The organism is Streptomyces echinatus (assembly GCF_014203595.1).
Classification (GTDB): domain Bacteria; phylum Actinomycetota; class Actinomycetes; order Streptomycetales; family Streptomycetaceae; genus Streptomyces; species Streptomyces echinatus.
In genome coordinates this window covers 18,640-36,721 of record NZ_JACHJK010000017.1, presented here as the reverse complement: position 1 = coordinate 36,721, position 18,082 = coordinate 18,640, and the positions used below count along the sequence as shown (strand labels likewise).

At 71.6% G+C, this 18,082-nt stretch carries 17 protein-coding genes; 2 read left to right on the top strand and 15 right to left on the bottom strand.

Going from position 1 to position 18,082, the window contains the following annotated elements:
- Window positions 1-3: 3 nt before the first annotated feature.
- Window positions 4-984 carry an aspartate carbamoyltransferase catalytic subunit gene (locus FHS34_RS34955; RefSeq protein ID WP_184973080.1) on the bottom strand — a complete coding sequence of 327 codons (981 nt, stop codon included), beginning with the start codon at window positions 982-984 and terminating at the stop codon, window positions 4-6.
- A gap of 91 nt (window positions 985-1,075) precedes the next feature.
- Complete coding sequence (gene pyrR / locus FHS34_RS34950; protein ID WP_184973078.1) at window positions 1,076-1,666, bottom strand: bifunctional pyr operon transcriptional regulator/uracil phosphoribosyltransferase PyrR; 591 nt, start codon at window positions 1,664-1,666, stop codon at window positions 1,076-1,078.
- 274 nt (window positions 1,667-1,940) lie between these two features.
- Here pyrR and bldD point away from each other — a divergent pair, with 274 nt between their 5' ends.
- Complete coding sequence (gene bldD, locus FHS34_RS34945) at window positions 1,941-2,444, top strand: transcriptional regulator BldD (protein WP_020938842.1); 504 nt, start codon at window positions 1,941-1,943, stop codon at window positions 2,442-2,444.
- Window positions 2,445-2,666: 222 nt separating this feature from the next.
- Here the strand turns inward: bldD and nusB are convergent, their stop codons facing one another.
- From nusB to FHS34_RS34880, 13 genes are all read right to left on the bottom strand, one after another.
- Window positions 2,667-3,095: a transcription antitermination factor NusB gene (nusB, locus tag FHS34_RS34940; protein ID WP_184973076.1), complete on the bottom strand. Its 429-nt coding sequence runs from the start codon at window positions 3,093-3,095 to the stop codon at window positions 2,667-2,669.
- Between the two features lie 2 nt (window positions 3,096-3,097).
- The gene (gene efp / locus FHS34_RS34935; RefSeq protein WP_067312407.1) at window positions 3,098-3,664 is read right to left on the bottom strand and encodes an elongation factor P; all 567 of its coding nucleotides are present in this window, start codon (window positions 3,662-3,664) and stop codon (window positions 3,098-3,100) included.
- 49 nt (window positions 3,665-3,713) lie between these two features.
- Complete coding sequence (locus tag FHS34_RS34930; protein ID WP_184973074.1) at window positions 3,714-4,832, bottom strand: aminopeptidase P family protein; 1,119 nt, start codon at window positions 4,830-4,832, stop codon at window positions 3,714-3,716.
- A gap of 186 nt (window positions 4,833-5,018) precedes the next feature.
- Window positions 5,019-5,918, bottom strand: coding sequence for a Pro-rich N-terminal domain-containing protein (locus FHS34_RS34925; RefSeq protein ID WP_184973072.1), 900 nt, complete (start codon window positions 5,916-5,918; stop codon window positions 5,019-5,021).
- A 167-nt stretch (window positions 5,919-6,085) separates the two neighbouring features.
- A complete protein-coding gene (gene aroB / locus FHS34_RS34920; RefSeq protein ID WP_184973070.1) occupies window positions 6,086-7,177 on the bottom strand; it encodes a 3-dehydroquinate synthase in 1,092 nt (363 codons plus the stop codon).
- Window positions 7,174-7,683 (bottom strand): shikimate kinase, encoded by a 510-nt coding sequence (locus FHS34_RS34915; protein ID WP_184973067.1) that lies wholly within the window; start codon window positions 7,681-7,683, stop codon window positions 7,174-7,176. Before FHS34_RS34915 ends, aroB begins: the two co-directional genes overlap by 4 nt.
- A gap of 5 nt (window positions 7,684-7,688) precedes the next feature.
- Window positions 7,689-8,873, bottom strand: a complete 1,185-nt coding sequence (gene aroC / locus FHS34_RS34910) for a chorismate synthase (RefSeq protein WP_184973065.1) — start codon at window positions 8,871-8,873, stop codon at window positions 7,689-7,691.
- A gap of 230 nt (window positions 8,874-9,103) precedes the next feature.
- The gene (locus FHS34_RS34905) at window positions 9,104-9,943 is read right to left on the bottom strand and encodes a shikimate dehydrogenase (RefSeq protein ID WP_184973062.1); all 840 of its coding nucleotides are present in this window, start codon (window positions 9,941-9,943) and stop codon (window positions 9,104-9,106) included.
- Entirely contained in the window at window positions 9,924-11,609 is a 1,686-nt protein-coding gene (mltG, locus tag FHS34_RS34900) for an endolytic transglycosylase MltG (protein ID WP_184973060.1), read from the bottom strand. The genes FHS34_RS34905 and mltG overlap by 20 nt, the downstream gene beginning before the upstream one ends.
- A 122-nt stretch (window positions 11,610-11,731) precedes the next feature.
- Complete coding sequence (ruvX, locus tag FHS34_RS34895; RefSeq protein ID WP_184973058.1) at window positions 11,732-12,196, bottom strand: Holliday junction resolvase RuvX; 465 nt, start codon at window positions 12,194-12,196, stop codon at window positions 11,732-11,734.
- 17 nt (window positions 12,197-12,213) lie between these two features.
- Window positions 12,214-14,886 carry an alanine--tRNA ligase gene (alaS, locus tag FHS34_RS34890; RefSeq protein ID WP_184973056.1) on the bottom strand — a complete coding sequence of 891 codons (2,673 nt, stop codon included), beginning with the start codon at window positions 14,884-14,886 and terminating at the stop codon, window positions 12,214-12,216.
- Complete coding sequence (locus FHS34_RS34885; protein ID WP_184973054.1) at window positions 14,886-15,233, bottom strand: hypothetical protein; 348 nt, start codon at window positions 15,231-15,233, stop codon at window positions 14,886-14,888. The genes alaS and FHS34_RS34885 overlap by 1 nt, the downstream gene beginning before the upstream one ends.
- A 16-nt stretch (window positions 15,234-15,249) precedes the next feature.
- Window positions 15,250-15,687: a DUF948 domain-containing protein gene (locus FHS34_RS34880; protein WP_086011507.1), complete on the bottom strand. Its 438-nt coding sequence runs from the start codon at window positions 15,685-15,687 to the stop codon at window positions 15,250-15,252.
- Window positions 15,688-15,850: 163 nt separating this feature from the next.
- Here FHS34_RS34880 and FHS34_RS34875 point away from each other — a divergent pair, with 163 nt between their 5' ends.
- The gene (locus FHS34_RS34875) at window positions 15,851-18,076 is read left to right on the top strand and encodes an ATP-binding protein (protein ID WP_184973052.1); all 2,226 of its coding nucleotides are present in this window, start codon (window positions 15,851-15,853) and stop codon (window positions 18,074-18,076) included.
- Window positions 18,077-18,082: the final 6 nt, after the last annotated feature.

The following is an 18,082-nucleotide window of genomic DNA, read 5'->3' as shown; positions in this document are numbered from 1 at the left end:
GTCTTACTTCTCCTCGTTGGTGCGGGCGTGGCTGACGGCGGGCTCGTTGCCGCCGAGCAGCAGGTACAGGACGGCCATGCGGATGGAGACGCCGTTGGCGACCTGCTCGACGGCGGTGCAGCGGTCGGAGTCTGCGACCTCGGCGGTGATCTCCATGCCGCGGACCATCGGGCCGGGGTGCATCACGATGGCGTGCTCGGGCAGCTTGGCCATGCGGTCGCCGTCGAGGCCGTAGCGCCGGGAGTACTCGCGCTCGGTCGGGAAGAACGCGGCGTTCATGCGCTCGCGCTGGACGCGGAGCATCATCACGGCGTCGCACTTGGGCAGTGTGCTGTCGAGGTCGTACGACACCTCGCAGGGCCAGGCTTCGACGCCGACCGGCACCAGGGTGGGCGGGGCGACCAGGGTGACCTCGGCGCCGAGGGTGTGCAGCAGGTCGACGTTGGAGCGGGCGACCCGGCTGTGCAGGACGTCGCCGACGACGGTGATCCGCCTGCCGGACAGGTCCTGGCCGAGCCCGGCGTCGCGGCCGACCAGCCGGCGGCGCATGGTGAAGGCGTCCAGCAGGGCCTGGGTGGGGTGCTGGTGGGTGCCGTCGCCGGCATTGATGACGGCCGCGTCGATCCAGCCGGAGTTGGCGAGCCGGTACGGGGCCCCCGAGGCGCCGTGCCGGATGACCACGGCGTCGACGCCCATGGCCTCCAGGGTCTGGGCGGTGTCCTTCAGGGACTCGCCCTTGGACACCGAGGAGCCCTTGGCGGTGAAGTTGATGACGTCCGCGGACAGCCGCTTCTCGGCGGCCTCGAAGGAGATCCGCGTGCGCGTGGAGTCCTCGAAGAAAAGGTTGACGATCGTCCGGCCACGCAGGGTCGGCAGCTTCTTGATCGGCCGGTCGGCGACCCGGGCCATCTCCTCGGCGGTGTCGAGGATCAGGACGGCGTCGTCGCGGGTGAGATCGGCGGCCGAGATGAGATGACGCTGCATCTGTCAGGCTCCGTAAGGCAGTTCATTCGGGAGGATTCGGGCAAACCGGCGCATGTGTGGGCACGCCGAAGCGGGCCGTGCGCCTGACTCGCTACTGGCCGGCCGGCTTGGCACCGAGCAGCACGGTGTCGCGACCGTCCTCCTCGGCGAGCTGGACCTTGACCGTCTCCCGCAGCGACGTGGGGAGGTTCTTGCCGACGTAGTCGGCACGGATGGGCAGTTCCCGGTGGCCGCGGTCGACCAGGACCGCGAGCTGCACCGCGCGGGGGCGCCCGATGTCGTTCAGGGCGTCGAGGGCGGCGCGGATGGTGCGGCCGGAGAAGAGCACGTCGTCGACGAGGACGACCAGTCTGCCGTCGATGCCGTCACCGGGGATCTCGGTGCGGGCCAGCGCACGCGGCGGGTGCATGCGCAGGTCGTCGCGGTACATGGTGATGTCGAGGGAGCCGACCGGGATCTTGCGGTCGGTGATCTGCTCCAGCTTCACGGCGAGCCGCTGGGCGAGGAAGACGCCCCGGGTCGGAATGCCGAGGAGCACCACGTCGTCGGCGCCCTTGGCGCGTTCGACGATCTCGTGGGCGATGCGGGTCAGCACCCGCGCGATGTCGGGGCCCTCGAGAACGGGCCGCGCACCGGACGCCTGCGGATTCGCCTGCGTGTCCTGCGTGTCCTGCTTGTCCATACGAAACGGACCTCCTTCTCCGCCTCACGGGACGGACCTTAAAGGACGTCGGAATTGCGCCATCCACGGTAGCAGGTCACCGGTCAGGCCCCCGTCACCCCCCTGACATCCGGCTTTCACCCACTTGGCCCAGTCGACTGTCGCTACCACGGAAGAGTCGGTGTGGACCATTCGGCTTGACGCACAAGAGTCACGCTGCGTAACCTCACAGTGAGTTACCAGCCGCGCGGCGGGAAAACAGCCGGCCGCGTCGACACAGTGTCCGGGGAGCTATATGTCCAGCGAATACGCCAAACAGCTCGGGGCCAAGCTCCGGGCCATCCGCACCCAGCAGGGCCTTTCCCTCCACGGTGTCGAGGAGAAGTCCCAGGGTCGCTGGAAGGCCGTGGTGGTCGGTTCGTACGAGCGCGGCGACCGTGCCGTGACCGTGCAGCGCCTGGCCGAGTTGGCCGATTTCTATGGCGTCCCCGTGCAGGAACTCCTGCCGGGCACCACGCCGGGCGGTGCCGCCGAGCCGCCGCCGAAGCTGGTCCTCGACCTCGAGCGGCTGGCCACCGTGCCGGCCGAGAAGGCGGGACCCCTGCAGCGCTACGCGGCGACGATCCAGTCCCAGCGCGGCGACTACAACGGCAAGGTGCTCTCCATCCGCCAGGACGACCTGCGCACCCTTGCCGTCATTTACGACCAGTCCCCCTCGGTCCTCACCGAGCAGCTGATCAGCTGGGGTGTGCTGGACGCGGACGCGCGCCGCGCGGTGGCCACGCACGAAGACGCGTAACCGCTTCCCAGCTCAGCAGAAACGTGCCGCCGGGGTGGCCGGAACCAAGTGGTTCCGGCCACCCCGGCGGCTTTTGCGTGGGGGCCATGAGGGCTCCGGCCGCTTCCAGGTGCCGGGGCGCGCGGACATGCCGAAGGGGCGCGGGGAACCGCGCGATCAGCCACGGACGACCCGCGGCCGCCGCGCCACCGTTCCCCGGCGCCCCTCTCGCGGCCTTTCCGGCTAGTCCCGCCGCAGCGTGGGCTTGAGCTCCTTCAGCCGGCCCAGCAGGCCGTTGACGAACGAGGGCGACTCGTCGGTCGAGAACTCCTTCGCCATCTGCACCATCTCGTCCAGGACGACGGCGTCCGGGGTCTCGTCGACCCAGATCAGCTCGTACGCGCCCAGCCGCAGGATGTTGCGGTCGACGACCGGCATGCGGTCCAGCGTCCACCCCACCGCGTACTGGGCGATCAGCTCGTCGATCCGCGTCGCGTGCTCGGCGTAGCCCTCGACCAGCTGCATCGTGTACTCGCTGACCGGCGGCTGGCGCGTGTCGGACCGGGAGAGCCGGATCCAGTCCGCGAGGACCGTCAGGACGTCGGCGCCGCGCTGGTCGCCCTCGAAGAGGATCTGGAAGGCGCGCTTGCGGGCCGTGTTGCGGGCAGCCACGGTTAGCTGTTCACCCGGCCGAGGTAGTCGCTGGTACGGGTGTCGACCTTGATCTTCTCACCGGTGGTGATGAAGAGCGGGACCTGGATCTGGTGGCCGGTCTCCAGGGTGGCGGGCTTGGTGCCACCGGTGGAGCGGTCGCCCTGGACGCCGGGCTCGGTCTCCTGGATGGTCAGCTCGACGGCGGCCGGCAGCTCGACGAAGAGCACCTCGCCCTCGTGCCGGGCGACGGTGGCCTCGAAGCCCTCGATCAGGAAGTTCGCGGCGTCGCCGACGGTCTTCCGGTCGATGTGCAGCTGGTCGTAGGTCTCCATGTCCATGAAGACGAAGTACTCGCCGTCCATGTACGAGAACTGCATGTCGCGCTTGTCGACAGTGGCCGTCTCGACCTTGACACCGGCGTTGAAGGTCTTGTCGACGACCTTGCCGGAGAGCACGTTCTTGAGCTTGGTGCGCACGAATGCCGGGCCCTTGCCGGGCTTGACGTGCTGGAACTCGACGACGGACCAGAGCTGGCCGCCTTCGAGCTTGAGCACCATGCCGTTCTTGAGGTCGTTCGTGGAAGCCACGGTTGCGGAATCTCCTGGACTGACGTACGACCCCGGTGCACGCACCTGCCTAGAGGGCGAGCAGCTCCTTGGTCGTGATGGTGAGTAGCTCGGGTCCGCCGTCCGCCTCGGGGCGTACGACGAGCGTGTCATCGATCCGGACACCGCCCCGGCCCGGGAGGTGGACCCCCGGTTCGACGGTGACCGGCACGCAAGCGTCCAGTTTACCCATTGCCGCGGGCGCCAACTGCGGGTCCTCGTCGATTTCGAGTCCGACCCCGTGTCCGATCAGCGGTGGGAGTGCCTCCGCATAGCCCGCCGAGTCCAGTACCTGCCGTGCCGCGCGGTCGACGTCACGGTAGGCGGCACCGGGGGCGAGGAACTCCCGTCCGGCGCGCTGAGCGGCGAAGACGAGGTCGTACAGCTCGATCTGCCAGTCGGCGGGCGAGGTGCCGATGACGAAGGTACGGCCGATCTCGCAGCGGTAGCCGCGGTAGGTGGCGCCCAGGCAGACGGAGAGGAAGTCGCCCTCCTCCACCCGCCGGTCGGTGGGGCGGTGGCCCCGGCGTCCGGCGTGCGGTCCCGTGGCCACGGAGGTGGGGAACGCCGGGCCGTCGGCACCGTGGTCGACCAGGCGCCGTTCCAGCTCCAGCGCCAGGTGCCGTTCGGTGCGGCCGACCAGGATGGACTCCAGCAGCTCGCCGAGGGCCTGGTCGGCGATCTCGGCGCCGATGCGGAGGCAGGAGATCTCCTCCTCGTCCTTGACCACCCGGAGCTGTTCCACCGCGCCGCCGAGGTCGCTGAGGCGGAGCTTGGGGGCGACGGAGGCGACGGCTCTGTGGCGGGCCACGGTGAGGTGGTGTTCCTCGACCGCCAGGGAGTCGGCGCCCTGGGCCGCGGCGAGGCCGGCCGCCGCCACCGCGGCGTCACCGCCGTTGCCCGGGCCGTTCACCGGAAGGATGTGCAGGCGCACATGCTCGTCCGGCCTGCCTTCGTGGGGACGGTCGTCCGGCGGGCCGGCGCACACCAGGAGGTCCTCCTGCCGGCCGAGCAGCAGGACGGAGCCCTGCGGTGCCGCGGCGGCGAGGTAACGGACGTTGGCCGGGCGGGTGACGAGCGCTGCCGCGGTGCCGGCCGCGTTGACGTGGTCCCTCAGCCGGGATCGGCGGTTCGCGTACACCTCTGACATGAGATGAGCGTAGGAGTTTTGTGCGGTTCGTGCCGATTGGGAGGGGCCGAGTGGGGTTCGCGGAGGGTGGCGCGGGTGCCGGCCGGGTGCGGGTGGCCCGTGGCTCGTCGCGCGGTTCCCCCGCCCTTCCCGGCCGGGAACGCTGCTCCCCCGCCTACCGGCTCGGCGGGCTCGCCACGGCCCCGCCTACCAGCTCGGCGGGCTCGCTATGGCCCTCGCCAGGACCTCGTCCAGGACCCGGGCCGTACCCGGGACGTCCAGCTGGGAGTTGTCGATGATGGGGAGGCCGGAGCCGTACCAGCCGGCCATGCGGCCGTGGATGCGGGCCACCTCCTCGTCGGAGAGGCGGCGGTTGCCGGTGCGTTCGGCGTTGCGCTCCAGGACGATGTCCAGGCCCGGGAGCAGGACCACAGGGAGCAGGCCGGGGCCCACGTGCCGCTTCCAGCCGCCGAGGCCCACGACCGGGCGGTCCGGGAAGACGGCGTCGTCCAGGATGCAGGAGATGCCGTTGGCCAGGAAATTACGGGCCGCGAATCCGCAGGTCCGGCGGGCCAGGCGGTACTGGGCCTCCGAGTTGTCGTTCCAGCCGGACTGGGGGTCGGCGAAGCCCGAGCGGACCCATTCGCGCACGTCGTCCAGGCTGATGTGGGCCGTGGGGACGCGGCGGTGGTCCGCCCAGAACTTGGCGACGCTGGTCTTGCCCGCACCGGCCGGGCCGATGAGGAGAACGGCGAGGGTGGTGGCCGTCGGGTCCGGGACCGCGGCCGCGGCGGGCGGCGGCGCGGGCACGCCGACCGGGCCGCCGGGTGGCAGCGGTACGTGCCCGGTGGTATCGGGGGCGGGCGGGCCGGAGCCGTACTGCGGGGAGGCGGGCGGCGGCACCGGGTGGGCGGGGGGCGGCTGCGGCGCGGGGGGCACGGGGGCGACCGGGGCCGGGAAGCCCGAGGCCGGCGGGGGCACGGGGGCCGACCCCTGGGAGGCTCCCGGGTGCGGGCCCGGGTGGTGTCCGGCCGGCACCCAGCCGGCGTGCGGCGCCTGCCCCGGCTGGTGGGGCGGCGGCAGCGGAGACCCCACTGCGTGCTGCATCCGTTGCCAACTCCGTCTCGTACAGGGCTGTGGTGCGGGAAGCGGGGGGCGTGCCCCCGCTTCCTACCGAACGGTACCGTCCCCGGCCGTCGTTTGGTGAAACGGCCGGGGGCGGCCCGAAGTGCCCGGTCCGGGGAGGGAATCGGACGGACGGAACAGGAGGGGACCTACTGCCCGACCTCGCCGTACGCGGCGAGCAGGACCGCCGGGTCGGGGCCCTCCAGGACGGTCGGCCTGGCCAGGCCGTCCAGGACGATGAAGCGCAGCAGGTCGCCCCGGGACTTCTTGTCGACCTTCATCGTCTCCAGCAGCTTGGGCCACTGGTCGTAGCGGTAGTGCAGCGGCAGCCCGACGGCCTCCAGGACGCTGCGGTGCCGGTCGGCCGTCGCGTCGTCCAGCCGGCCCGCCAGCCTGCCCAGTTCGGCGGCGAAGTGCATGCCCACCGAGACCGCGGCGCCGTGCCGCCACTTGTACCGCTCGTTCTTCTCGATGGCGTGGCCGAGCGTGTGGCCGTAGTTGAGGATCTCCCGCAGGCCGGACTCCTTCAGGTCCGAGGAGACGACCTCGGCCTTGACCCGGATCGACCGCTCGATCAGCTCGGCCGTGTGGGGGCCCTCCGGGGTCCGGGCGGCCTCGGGGTCGGCCTCGATCAGGTCGAGGATGACCGGGTCGGCGATGAACCCCGCCTTGATGACCTCGGCCAGACCGGAGACGTAGTCGTGCACCGGCAGGGAGTCCAGCGCGGCCAGGTCGCACAGGACACCGGCCGGCGGGTGGAAGGAGCCGACCAGGTTCTTGCCCTCGGCGGTGTTGATCCCGGTCTTGCCGCCGACCGCCGCGTCCACCATCGCCAGCACGGTGGTCGGGACGGCGACCCAGCGCACCCCGCGCAGCCAGGTCGCTGCGACGAACCCGGCCAGGTCCGTGGTCGAGCCGCCGCCGACGCCGACGATGACATCGGTGCGGGTGAACCCGCACTGGCCCAGCGCCTTCCAGCAGTAGGCGGCGACCTCGGCGGTCTTGGCCTCCTCCGCGTTCGGCACCTGGATGGCGACGGCCTCGTACCCCTGCCCGGCCAGATCTGCCCGCAGCGCCTCACCGGTCTCGCCGAGCGCCTCCGGGTGGATGACCGCGACCCGCTTGGCGCGCTCCCCGATCAGCCCGGCCAGCTCGCCCAGCAGCTGCCGGCCCACCAGCACCTCGTACGCGTCCGTGCCCGCCGTCGCGCCGACCTGGATCCGGGTGACTGACTCGCTCATCCTTGCTTCAACTCCAGTGCGTCCAGCACGTCTTGCGTGACCTCTTCGGGGTCGCGGCCGTCCGTCGCCACCACGGCGGTGGCGACCTCCTCGTACAGGTGCCGACGGGCCTCCATCAGCTCGCGCCACTGCTTGCGCGGGTTGACCGCGAGCAGCGGGCGGGCCACGTTGAGACCGGTGCGCCTGACGGCTTCCTCGACGTCCATCGACAGGTAGACCACCCGGTGCCCGGCCAGCAGCGCCCGGGTCTCCGGGTCCATGACGGCTCCGCCGCCCAGCGCGACGACACCCTCGTGCTCGGCGAGCGCGGCCCGCACGGCCGCCTTCTCCTTCACGCGGAAGGCGGGCTCGCCCTCGTCCACGAAGATCTCGGCGATGGTGCGGCCCTCGGCGGCGACGATGTCCTCGTCGGTGTCCCGGTAGCCCGCGCCGAGGTGTTCGGCGAGCAGCCGCCCGACGGTGGACTTGCCCACGCCCATCGGGCCGATCAGTACGACCGCCGGCATGACGCTCACCTGATGGCCAGGTTGTCGAGGTACGCCTGGACGTTGCGCCGGGTCTCGGTCACCGAGTCGCCGCCGAACTTCTCCGCGACCGCGTCCGCGAGGACGAGCGCCACCATGGCCTCGGCGACGATGCCGGCGGCCGGCACGGCGGACACGTCGGACCGCTGGTGGTGGGCCTGGGCCGCCTCGCCCGTGGACACGTCCACGGTCTTCAGGGCCCGCGGCACGGTCGCGATCGGCTTCATCGCGGCCCGCACCCGCAGCAGCTCACCGGTGGTCAGACCGCCCTCGGTGCCGCCGGAGCGGCCGGAGACGCGGCGGATGCCCTCCGGTGTGTTGACGATCTCGTCGTGCGCCTTGGAGCCGGGCACCCGGGCCAGTTCGAAGCCGTCGCCGATCTCGACGCCCTTGATCGCCTGGATGCCCATGAGGGCACCGGCCAGCCGGGCGTCCAGCTTGCGGTCCCAGTGCACGTGCGAGCCCAGGCCGACGGGGACTCCGTAGGCGAGGACCTCGACCACGCCGCCGAGCGTGTCGCCGTCCTTGTGCGCCTGGTCGACTTCCGCGACCATCGCCTTCGACGCGTCCGCGTCGAGGCAGCGCAGCGGGTCGGCGTCCAGCTTCTCGACGTCGGCCGGGGTGGGGTACACGCCCTGCGGGGCCTTCACGGAGCACAGCTCGACGACGTGCGAGACGATCTCGATGCCGGCCGTCGCCTTCAGGTACGACCGGGCGACCGCACCGAGCGCCACGCGGGCCGCGGTCTCACGGGCGGAGGCGCGCTCCAGGACCGGGCGGGCCTCGTCGAAGCCGTACTTCTGCATGCCGGCGAGGTCGGCGTGGCCGGGCCGGGGGCGGGTCAGCGGCGCGTTGCGGGCGAGGTTCGCCAGCACCTCCGGGTCGACCGGGTCGGCCGCCATGACCTGCTCCCACTTGGGCCACTCGGTGTTGCCCACCATGATCGCCACCGGGGAGCCCATGGTCAGGCCGTGCCGGACACCGCCCAGGAACGTGACCTCGTCCTGCTCGAACTTCATCCGCGCACCGCGGCCATAGCCGAGCCGCCGCCGCGCCAGGTGATCCGCCACCATCTCCGTGGTGATCGGCACGCCGGCGGGAAGACCCTCCAGCGTCGCGACAAGTGCGGGACCGTGGGACTCCCCCGCGGTCAGCCAACGCAGCCTGCTCAACGGTGCTCCTCAGTGCTCGCGCCCGGTACTGCCCTGCGTACGCGCGTGCTCGCGTACGGCGACGGCGTCACCGGGTGCGCGACCCCGGTCCGCCACCTCCGATCCTCCCACGTCCGGCGGCGATGTCCGGCCGCCGGTCCAGCAGGCGGACGCGCGCGCGGACGCCGGCGGACCGGGTGCGGGACACCACGGGGCCGTGCGCGAGGAGCCAGGGGGCCGCGAGCGGGGCGTCAGCGGCCGGCCAGTGCCTTCTCCCCGGCGTGGCGCATGGCGTCCACCGGGCCCGGAGCGTGCCCGGTCATCTGCTCGAACTGGAGCACGGCCTGGTGGACCAGCAGGTCGAGGCCGCTGACCACGGCACCGCCGAACATGGACCAGCGGGCCGCCAGCTCGGTGGGCCAGGGGTCGTAGAGCACGTCGAAGAGGGTGGCGGGGCGTTCGGGCACCGCGGTGGCGAGGGCGTCGGTGGCCCCGGCGGGCGTGGTGGCGACGACCAGCGGCGCGCGCAGCGCCTCGGCCGCGTCCGCCCAGTCCGCGGTGCGGACTTCCACGTCGAGCCGCTCGCCCCACCGCCGCATCTCGGCGGCGCGGGCCTCGCCGCGGACGTAGGCGACGACCTCCCCGGTGCAGATCCGGGCGAGCGCGGCGAGCGCGGAGGAGGCGGTGGCGCCGGCGCCGAGGATGGCGGCGGAGTCGACCTGCTCGATGCCGTGCTCGCGCAGGGCGGCCACCATGCCCGGGATGTCGGTGTTGTCGCCGCGCCGGCGTCCGTCCTCCGTGAAGACGAGCGTGTTGACCGCGTCGACCGAGGCGGCGGTGTGGCTGATCTCGTCCAGCAGCGGGATGACCGCCCGCTTCAGCGGCATGGTCAGTGACAGTCCCGCCCACTCCGGCCCGAGCCCGTCCAGGAAGCCGGGCAGGGCGGCCTCGTCGACGTCGAAGCTGTCGTACGACCAGCCGGTGAGCCCCGCCGCGTCGTACGCGGCCCGGTGCAGCACCGGGGACAGGGAGTGGGCGATCGGCGAACCGAGCACGGCGGCCCGGCGGCCGTCAGTTGCCCGAGCTGGCATTGAACTTGTCCTTGAGCTCTTGGAATTCGGCGTAGGTCTTGGCGAACTCGGTGTTGTTCGTGCCGTCGGTCGCCACGAAGTAGATCCAGCCGTCGTCCGTCGGGTTGAGCGTCGCCTTCAGCGCGTCCTCGCCGGGGTTGCCGATCGGGCCGGGCGGAAGTCCCTTGTGGGTGTACGTGTTGTACGGGCTCGGGTTGCTGTTGATCTCCTTCTCGGAGATGTGGATGTTGCTCTTGCCCAGCAGGTAGTTGTAGGTCGAGTCGAACTGCAGCAGCCGGTTGGTCTCGGTGTTGGTGGGCTTGAGGCGGTTGTAGACGACCTCGGCCATCTTGCGGAAGTCGTCGTGCGTCTTGCCCTCGGCCTGGACCAGGCTCGCGACCGTGACCAGCTCGAACGCGTTGTTCAGACCCAGCTCCCTGGCCTTGCCGTCGAGTCCGTAGGCGGCGTACTTCTGCTTGGCCTGGGTCACCATCTGCTTCAGGATCGCCTCGGGCTTCATGCCCTTGGCGGCCGGATACGTGGCGGGCCAGAGGAAGCCCTCCAGCGGGTCCATGATGTCGCTGTTGTTCTCCGCCCACGACGGCAGGCCGAGGCTCTTGTACTGCTTCCGGGCGATCTTCTTGGTGCTGCCGTCGGGCAGTTCGAGTCGCTTGTCGATGGCCGCGTAGACGTTCGTGTTGCGCTCGCCCTCGGTGACGACCACGTTGTTCTGGCTGCGCGGGTCCAGCATGAGCTTGACGGCGCTGGCGGCGGACATCTCCTTCTTCAGGAGGTAGGCGCCGGCCTGGATCCCGTCGCCGCCCGGCGTCGTGCCCTGGGCGTGGACGAAGGCGTCGGCGCTCTTGACGACCCCGGCCTCCTTCAGGCGGCGGCCGATCTCCCAGCCGCCCGCGCCCTTGGGGATCTCGACGGTCACGGTCTGGCTGCTGCCCTCGCCCGCGAAGTCCGGAGCCGTGCCGAAACGATTTTGGTAGAACTTGTAGCCGAAATACCCGACTCCGCCCAGGCCGCCGCCGAACACCAGGACGACCACCATGCAGGCGCAGCCGGTACGCCGTTTCTTGCTCTTGACCGGTTTGCGGCCCTTGCCGCGCCGCTCGCGCCGGCCCTGGAGCTCGTGCTCCTCGTCGTCCTCGTCGTCGCCCGGGAGGACTCCGTGCTCCTCCTCGGCGTCGGCCGCCGGCTCCGGATCGGGCTCGGGGCGCCTGCGGCCTGGCGGCTCCGGCGGCGGGTAGGCGTCCTCGGTGCCGTAGAAGTCGGGCTGCTCCCCGCCGTAGGCCACGGGCTGCTGGCCGTACGGGTCGCCGGGGTCGGCGGCGTACGGCACCTGGCCGTGGGTGCCGGTCGCGTCCCAGCCGCCCTGGTGGAACTGCTGCTGCTGGGGGTGGCCGGTGAACTGCTGGTCGTACTGCGGCTGACCGGACGTGTCGTACTGCTGGTGCTGCTGCTGGTGCTGGTGCTGCTGGTGCTGCTGCCCGCCGTACCCCGGCTGCTGCTCCTGGCTCCAGTCGCCGTACTGCGACGCCTGGGGATACTGCTGCGGCCGCCCGTCGTAGGGGGACCGCTGACCCGCCTGGGCCTGCTGTCCTCCCCATCCGACGTCCCCGTACAACGGGTCCTCCGGATGCCACGGTTCGGAGCCTGGGCCCCGGCCATACTCAGTCATCGATCCCCTAGAGCCGCGAGGCCGACGGTCACGCGGCCGGTGGGCCGGCTTCCGTTCCGCCTCTTGCTGTGCCCCGGCTGTTCGAACACCGGCGCATCGCGCGGAACGTTACCGTATCGCGATCAGATGACCACTTCGACGCCCTCGCCGGGTGCTCTGCCTGACACCCGTTCGGATTCCAGGGCCTGCTGCAGAATGATGACGGCCGCCGCCTGGTCGATGACCGCGCGGCCCTTCTTGGACCGCACGCCCGAGGCGCGCAGTCCCTGACTGGCCGTCACGGTCGTCATCCGCTCGTCCACCAGGCGCACCGGCACCGGCTTGATGCCCTGGGCCAGCTCCTGGGCGAAGGCGCGGACCTTGACCGCGGCCGGGCCCTCGCCCCCCTTGAGGGAGCGGGGCAGGCCGACGACGACCTCGATCGGTTCGTACTCCTCCACCAGCTGACGCAACCGGCGGTGGGCGGCGGGGATGTCCCGGCCGGGGACGGTCTCCACCGGGGTGGCGAGGATCCCGTCGGGGTCGCACGAGGCGACCCCGATCCGGGCGTCCCCGACGTCGATCGCGAGCCGACGTCCTCTGCGCATGGTTTCTCGACCGTTCCCTACTTGGCGGTCTCGGCGACGAGCCGCTCGACGGCGTCGACGGCGTCGCCGACGGCGGCCGGGTTCTGACCGCCGCCCTGGGCGACGTCCGGCTTGCCGCCACCGCCGCCGCCGAGGGTCTTGGCGGCGGTACGGACCAGGTCACCGGCCTTCAGACCGCGCTCGCGGGCGGCGTCGTTGGTGGCGATGACCGTCAGCGGCTTGCCGTTGTTGACCGTGAAGAGGGCGACCACGGCGGCGCGCCCGCCCTGGATGCGGCCGCGCACGTCGAGGACCAGCCTGCGCAGGTCGTCCGGGGTGGTGCCGTCCGGGACCTGACCGGTGACCAGGGCCACACCGCGCACGTCCTTGGCGGACTCGGCGAGACCGCCGGCGGCCTGCAGCACCTTCTCGGCGCGGAACTTCTCGATCTCCTTCTCGGCGTCCTTCAGCTTGCCGAGCATGGCGGACACCTTCTCCGGCAGCTCCTCCGGACGGCCCTTGATCAGTTCCTGGAGCTGGGCCACGACCGTGTGCTCACGGGCGAGGAAGTTGTAGGCGTCCACACCGACGAGGGCCTCGATACGGCGGACACCCGAGCCGATGGAGGACTCGCCGAGCAGCTTCACCAGACCCAGCTGGGCGGTGTTGTGCACGTGCGTGCCGCCGCACAGCTCCTTGGAGAAGTCGCCGATGGTGACCACGCGGACGCGCTCGCCGTACTTCTCGCCGAACTCGGCGATGGCGCCCTGCTTCTTGGCCTCGTCGATGCCCATGACCTCGGCGTGCACGTCGAGGTCGCGGGCGAGCACCTCGTTGATCTTCTGCTCGACGTCGGTCATCACGGCCGTCGGGACCGCGGACGGGGAGCCGAAGTCGAAGCGGAAGCGGCCCGGCTGGTTCTCGGAACCGGCCTGGGCGGCCGTCGGGCCGAGGGCGTCGCGCAGCGCCTGGTGGGTCAGGTGGGTGGCCGAGTGGGCGCGGGCGATGGCCGTGCGACGGCGGGCGTCGATGGAGGCGTGGGCCTTGGCGCCGACGGTGACCTCGCCGACCTGGACGACGCCCTTGTGGACGTAGACGCCCGGGACCGGCTTCTGGCAGTCGCGGACCTCGATGACGGCACCGGTGTCGACGCGGATCCGGCCGGTGTCGCCGATCTGGCCGCCGCCCTCGGCGTAGAACGGGGTGCGGTCGAGGACGACCTCGACCTCGTCGCCCTCGGAGGCGGCCGGGGAGGAGACGCCGTCGACGAGGATGCCGACGATCGTGGTCTCGCCCTCGGTGTCGGTGTAGCCGATGAAGTCGGTGGCACCGGCGGCGTCGGCGATCTCGCGGTAGGCGCCCATGTCGGCGTGGCCGGTCTTCTTGGCCTGGGCGTCGGCCTTGGCGCGCTCCCGCTGCTCCTTCATCAGGCGGCGGAAGCCGTCCTCGTCCACGGAGAGGCCCTGCTCGGCGGCCATCTCCAGGGTGAGGTCGATCGGGAAGCCCCAGGTGTCGTGGAGCAGGAACGCCTTGTCGCCGGCGAGGACGGTGCCGCCGGACTGCTTGGTCTCGGTGACGGCGGTGTCGAGGATGTTGGTGCCGGCCTTCAGCGTCTTGAGGAAGGCGTTCTCCTCGGCGAGGGCGACCTTCTCGATGCGCTCGCGGTCGGTGATCAGCTCGGGGTACTGCTGGCCCATCATGCCGATCACGGTGTCGATCAGGTCCTGGACGACCGGACCGGTGGCGCCGAGCAGGCGCATGTTGCGGATGGCGCGGCGCATGATGCGGCGCAGGACGTAGCCGCGGCCCTCGTTGCCCGGGGTGACACCGTCGCCGATGAGCATCGTGGCGGTGCGCATGTGGTCGGTGACCACACGGAGGGACACGTCCGAGTCGTGGGCGTCGCCGTAGCGGACGCCGGTCAGCGCGGTGGCCTTCTCGATGACGGCCATGGAGGTGTCGATCTCGTACATGTTCTGCACGCCCTGCAGAATCATGGCGAGCCGCTCCAGGCCGAGGCCCGTGTCGATGTTCTTGCTCGGCAGTTCCCCGAGGATCTCGAAGTTGTCCTTGCCGATGCCCTCGCCCCGCTCGTACTGCATGAAGACGAGGTTCCAGATCTCCACGTACCGCTCGTCGTTGACGGCGGGCCCGCCCTCGACGCCGAACTCGGGACCGCGGTCGTAGTTGATCTCGGAGCAGGGGCCGCACGGGCCGGGCACGCCCATGGACCAGTAGTTGTCCTTCATGCCCAGGCGCTGGATGCGCTCCTTGGGCACGCCGACGACCTCGTGCCAGATGCGCTCGGCCTCGTCGTCGTCCTGGTAGACGGTGATCCAGAGCTTCTCCGGCTCCAGGCCGTAACCGCCCTTGTCCTGGGGCGTGGTGAGCAGCTCCCAGGCGTAACTGATGGCGCCTTCCTTGAAGTAGTCGCCGAAGGAGAAGTTGCCGCACATCTGGAAGAACGTGCCGTGGCGCGTGGTCTTGCCGACCTCTTCGATGTCGGGCGTGCGCACGCACTTCTGCACGCTGGTGGCGCGCTGGAACGGCGGCTTGACCTCACCCAGGAAGTAGGGCTTGAAGGGGACCATGCCGGCGGGGACGAGGAGCAGGGTCGGATCGTCCGCGATGAGCGACGCCGAAGGCACGACGGTGTGCCCGCGCTCCTCGTAGAAGCTCAGCCAGCGGCGGCGAATCTCGGCCGACTCCATCAGTGGTCCTCATTCCGGTTGTGCGAGTACGTCGTGTTCTCGATGTACTTCGGGCTGCTGCGGTCGTTCTCGATGGCGGCATGGCGCCGGGGCGCGGGGAGTTCGGGGTCCGCGTCGATGCCCAGCGCCTCGCCCAGTTCGGCTTCCCGCTGCGCCATGTTGTCGCGGACGTCGAGCGCGAAGCCGACCGCGCGGTCCTTCAGCCGCTGGCCGGTCTCCAGCGCCTTGTTCGCCGCGGTGGCGGCCAGGCTCTCCGGGGTCAGCTGCCTGAGCTTGCGGTTGACCTTGGTGGTGGCCCACACGCCGGCGGCGACACCGGTGCTGAACCAGAACGTACGGCGGAACATCGCTCGGTCTCAGTCCTTACTTCCGCTTGCGTCGTGCGGCAGGGACCGTCCGGCCCACGATCACGGTACGCCGGGGCGACTTCCCGGGCACGTCCTCCTCCTTGCGGCCGCCGAGCGCCCGGCGGACGCCGTAGCCGAAGGCCGCGACCTTGACCAGCGGGCCGCCGAAGGTGGAGGCGACGGTGGTCGACAGCGCGGAGGCGTTCGACGTGACCTCCTGGACGTCGGAGGCGATCGCGTCGACCCGGTCGATCTGGGTCTGCGCGGAGCGCACCGCCTGGGAGGCGTCGGCGAGCAACGGGACCGCCTGGTCGGTCACGTCCGCGACGAGCTTGGTGGTCGCCTTGAGCGTCTGGGCCAGCCTCGCCAGTGCCACGGCGAGGAAGGAGACCAGGATCGCCCAGAAGACGGCCACCAGGATCCCGGCCACCTCTCCACCGGACACTGTGCGCACCCGCTCCCTGAAACGTGCTCTGAACATCGGAACCATGAAAAAGCAGTGTCCCGAGCCTATCGCGCCGGGGCGGAGGCTCCGTACCGGATTACCGGCTCGGTGCGAGGGGAGTTACGGGAAGCGATTGTACGGAATGAACACGGTTCAGTACGCTCCGTGTCCCATGCGAGGTCCTCACAGCGCCGGCTCCTGGACGGACGGCGATCAGCCCCTCGAACTCACCGCCTTCGTCGGGCGCTCGGCCGAGCTGGCCGAGCTGACCGCGGCACTCGGCCGGGCGCGGCTGGTGACCGTGACCGGGGTGGGCGGGGTCGGCAAGTCCCGGCTGGCGGTGCGGGCGGCGGCACGGTGGGCGTCGGGTGACCCGGAGCGTGGCCTGCCCGCGGCGGACCGGGGGCGGGTGGAGCTGGCGCCGGTGCGCGATCCGCAGTTCGTGGAGTACGCGGTCGTGGAGGCGCTGGGGCTGACCGACCACACCACCCGCATGCCCCGGGAGACGCTGCTGGAGCATCTGGCCGGCCGCCGGGTCCTGCTGGTGCTGGACGGCTTCGAGCACCTCGTGACGGCCTGCGCCGATCTGGTGGCGGAGCTGCTGCGGAAGCTGCCGGAGCTGCGCGTGCTGGCCACGGGCCGGCGCCCGCTGGGCCTGGCGGGCGAGCGGCTGTTCCCGCTGGCGCCGCTCGGTGGGGACGAGGCGGTGGAACTGTTCACGGACCGGGCCCGGTCGCAGGGTGTGCCGGTGGCCGACGGCGCCGAGGTACGGGAGCTGTGCCACCGGCTGGAGGGGATCCCGCTGGCGCTGGAGCTGGCGGCCGGGCGGCTGCGCGCGCTGTCCCCGGCGCAGCTTCTGCAGCGCCTCGACGACCGGTTCCGGCTGCTGACCGGCGGCGGCCGGGACGCCCTGCCCCGGCACCAGACGCTGCGCACGGCGATCGGCTGGAGTCACGAGCTGTGCACGCCGGCCGAGCGGCTGCTGTGGGCACGTCTGTCGGCGTTCGCGGAGACCTTCGACCTGGAGGCCGCCGAGTATGTGTGCAGCGGGGACGGGCTGCCCGCCGAGGACATCCTGGACGTGCTGTCGGAGCTGCTCGCCCAGTCGGTCGTCGCCCGTGAGGAGACCCCGGTGGGCCCGCGCTACCGGATGCTGGACACCGTGCGGGCCTACGGCGCCGGCTGGCTGGAGGCGACCGGGGACGCGGACCGGCTGCGCAGACGGCACCGGGACTGGTACCTGGGCCTGGCTACCTGGTGCGAGCTGGAGTGGTTCTCGCCCCGGCAGCGGGAGGTGGCCGCGCGGGTGGACGCCGAGCTGCCGAATCTGCGGACCGCGCTGGAGTTCTGTCTGACCGTTCCGGACGAGGCGCATCTCGCCCAGCACCTGGCCGGTTCGCTGTGGTTCTGCTGGGTGGGCTGCGGCCGGCTCTCGGAGGGGCGGCGCTGGCTGGAGCGCAGCGTCGAGCTGGATTCGGAGTACGACCAGGCCCGGCTGAAGGCGCTGTGGGTGCTCGGTTACGTGGCGATCCTGCAGGGCGACACCGTGCCGGCGCTGCAGGCGCTGCGGGCATGCCGGGAGCAGGCGGAACGGTCGGCCGACCCGACGGCGGTGGCGTACGCCGAGCACCGCACCGGCTGTCTGGCCCTGGTCACGGATGACATGGCCCGCGCAGAAACGCTGCTGCGGTCGGCGCTGCACCGCTATCGGGAGATCGGCGAGCTCAACAGCAACGTCCTGATGGGCCAGGTCGAGCTGGCGATGGCGCGGGCGTTCCAGGGGGATCTGCCGGACGCGGTGCGGCTGTGCGAGGACGTGCGTCAGGTCTGCGAGGACCACGGGGAGCGCTGGGCGCGGTCGTACGCGCTGTACGTGCTGGCCTACGCGGCCTGGCTCGACGGGGACCCGGCCGGGGCGCGGGTGCTGCTGGCGGACTGTCTGGACAACGCGCACGCCTTCCGCGACCTGCTGGGCTCGGTGCTCTCGATCGAGCTGCTGGCGCTGGTGACGGTGACGCAGGGGGATCCGGTGGAGGCGGCGGTGCTCCAGGGGGCCGCCGGGCGGCTGTGGCCCTCGGTCGGACTGCCGCTGTTCGGTTCGGCGTTCTACAACGCCCCGCACGAACAGTGCGAGGCCGCCGCCCGGCAGGCGCTGGGCGACGCCCGGTACGCGGAGTGTGTACGGGAGGGCGCGGGGCTGGACCGGGAGGCGGCGGTGGCCCGGGCGCTGCGGCACCGGGAGGCGGGGGCGCTGTCCGCGTTGCCGTCGCCGCGCGGGCCGGTGGCGCAGGGCGGCGGGGAGGCCGGGACGGAGGGGGAGCCGGGAAAACGGGGTGAGGCGGAAAAACGCGAACCCGCCGCCTCGCCCACCCGGAAGGGCGGGGAGACGGCGGGCTGAGGTGCT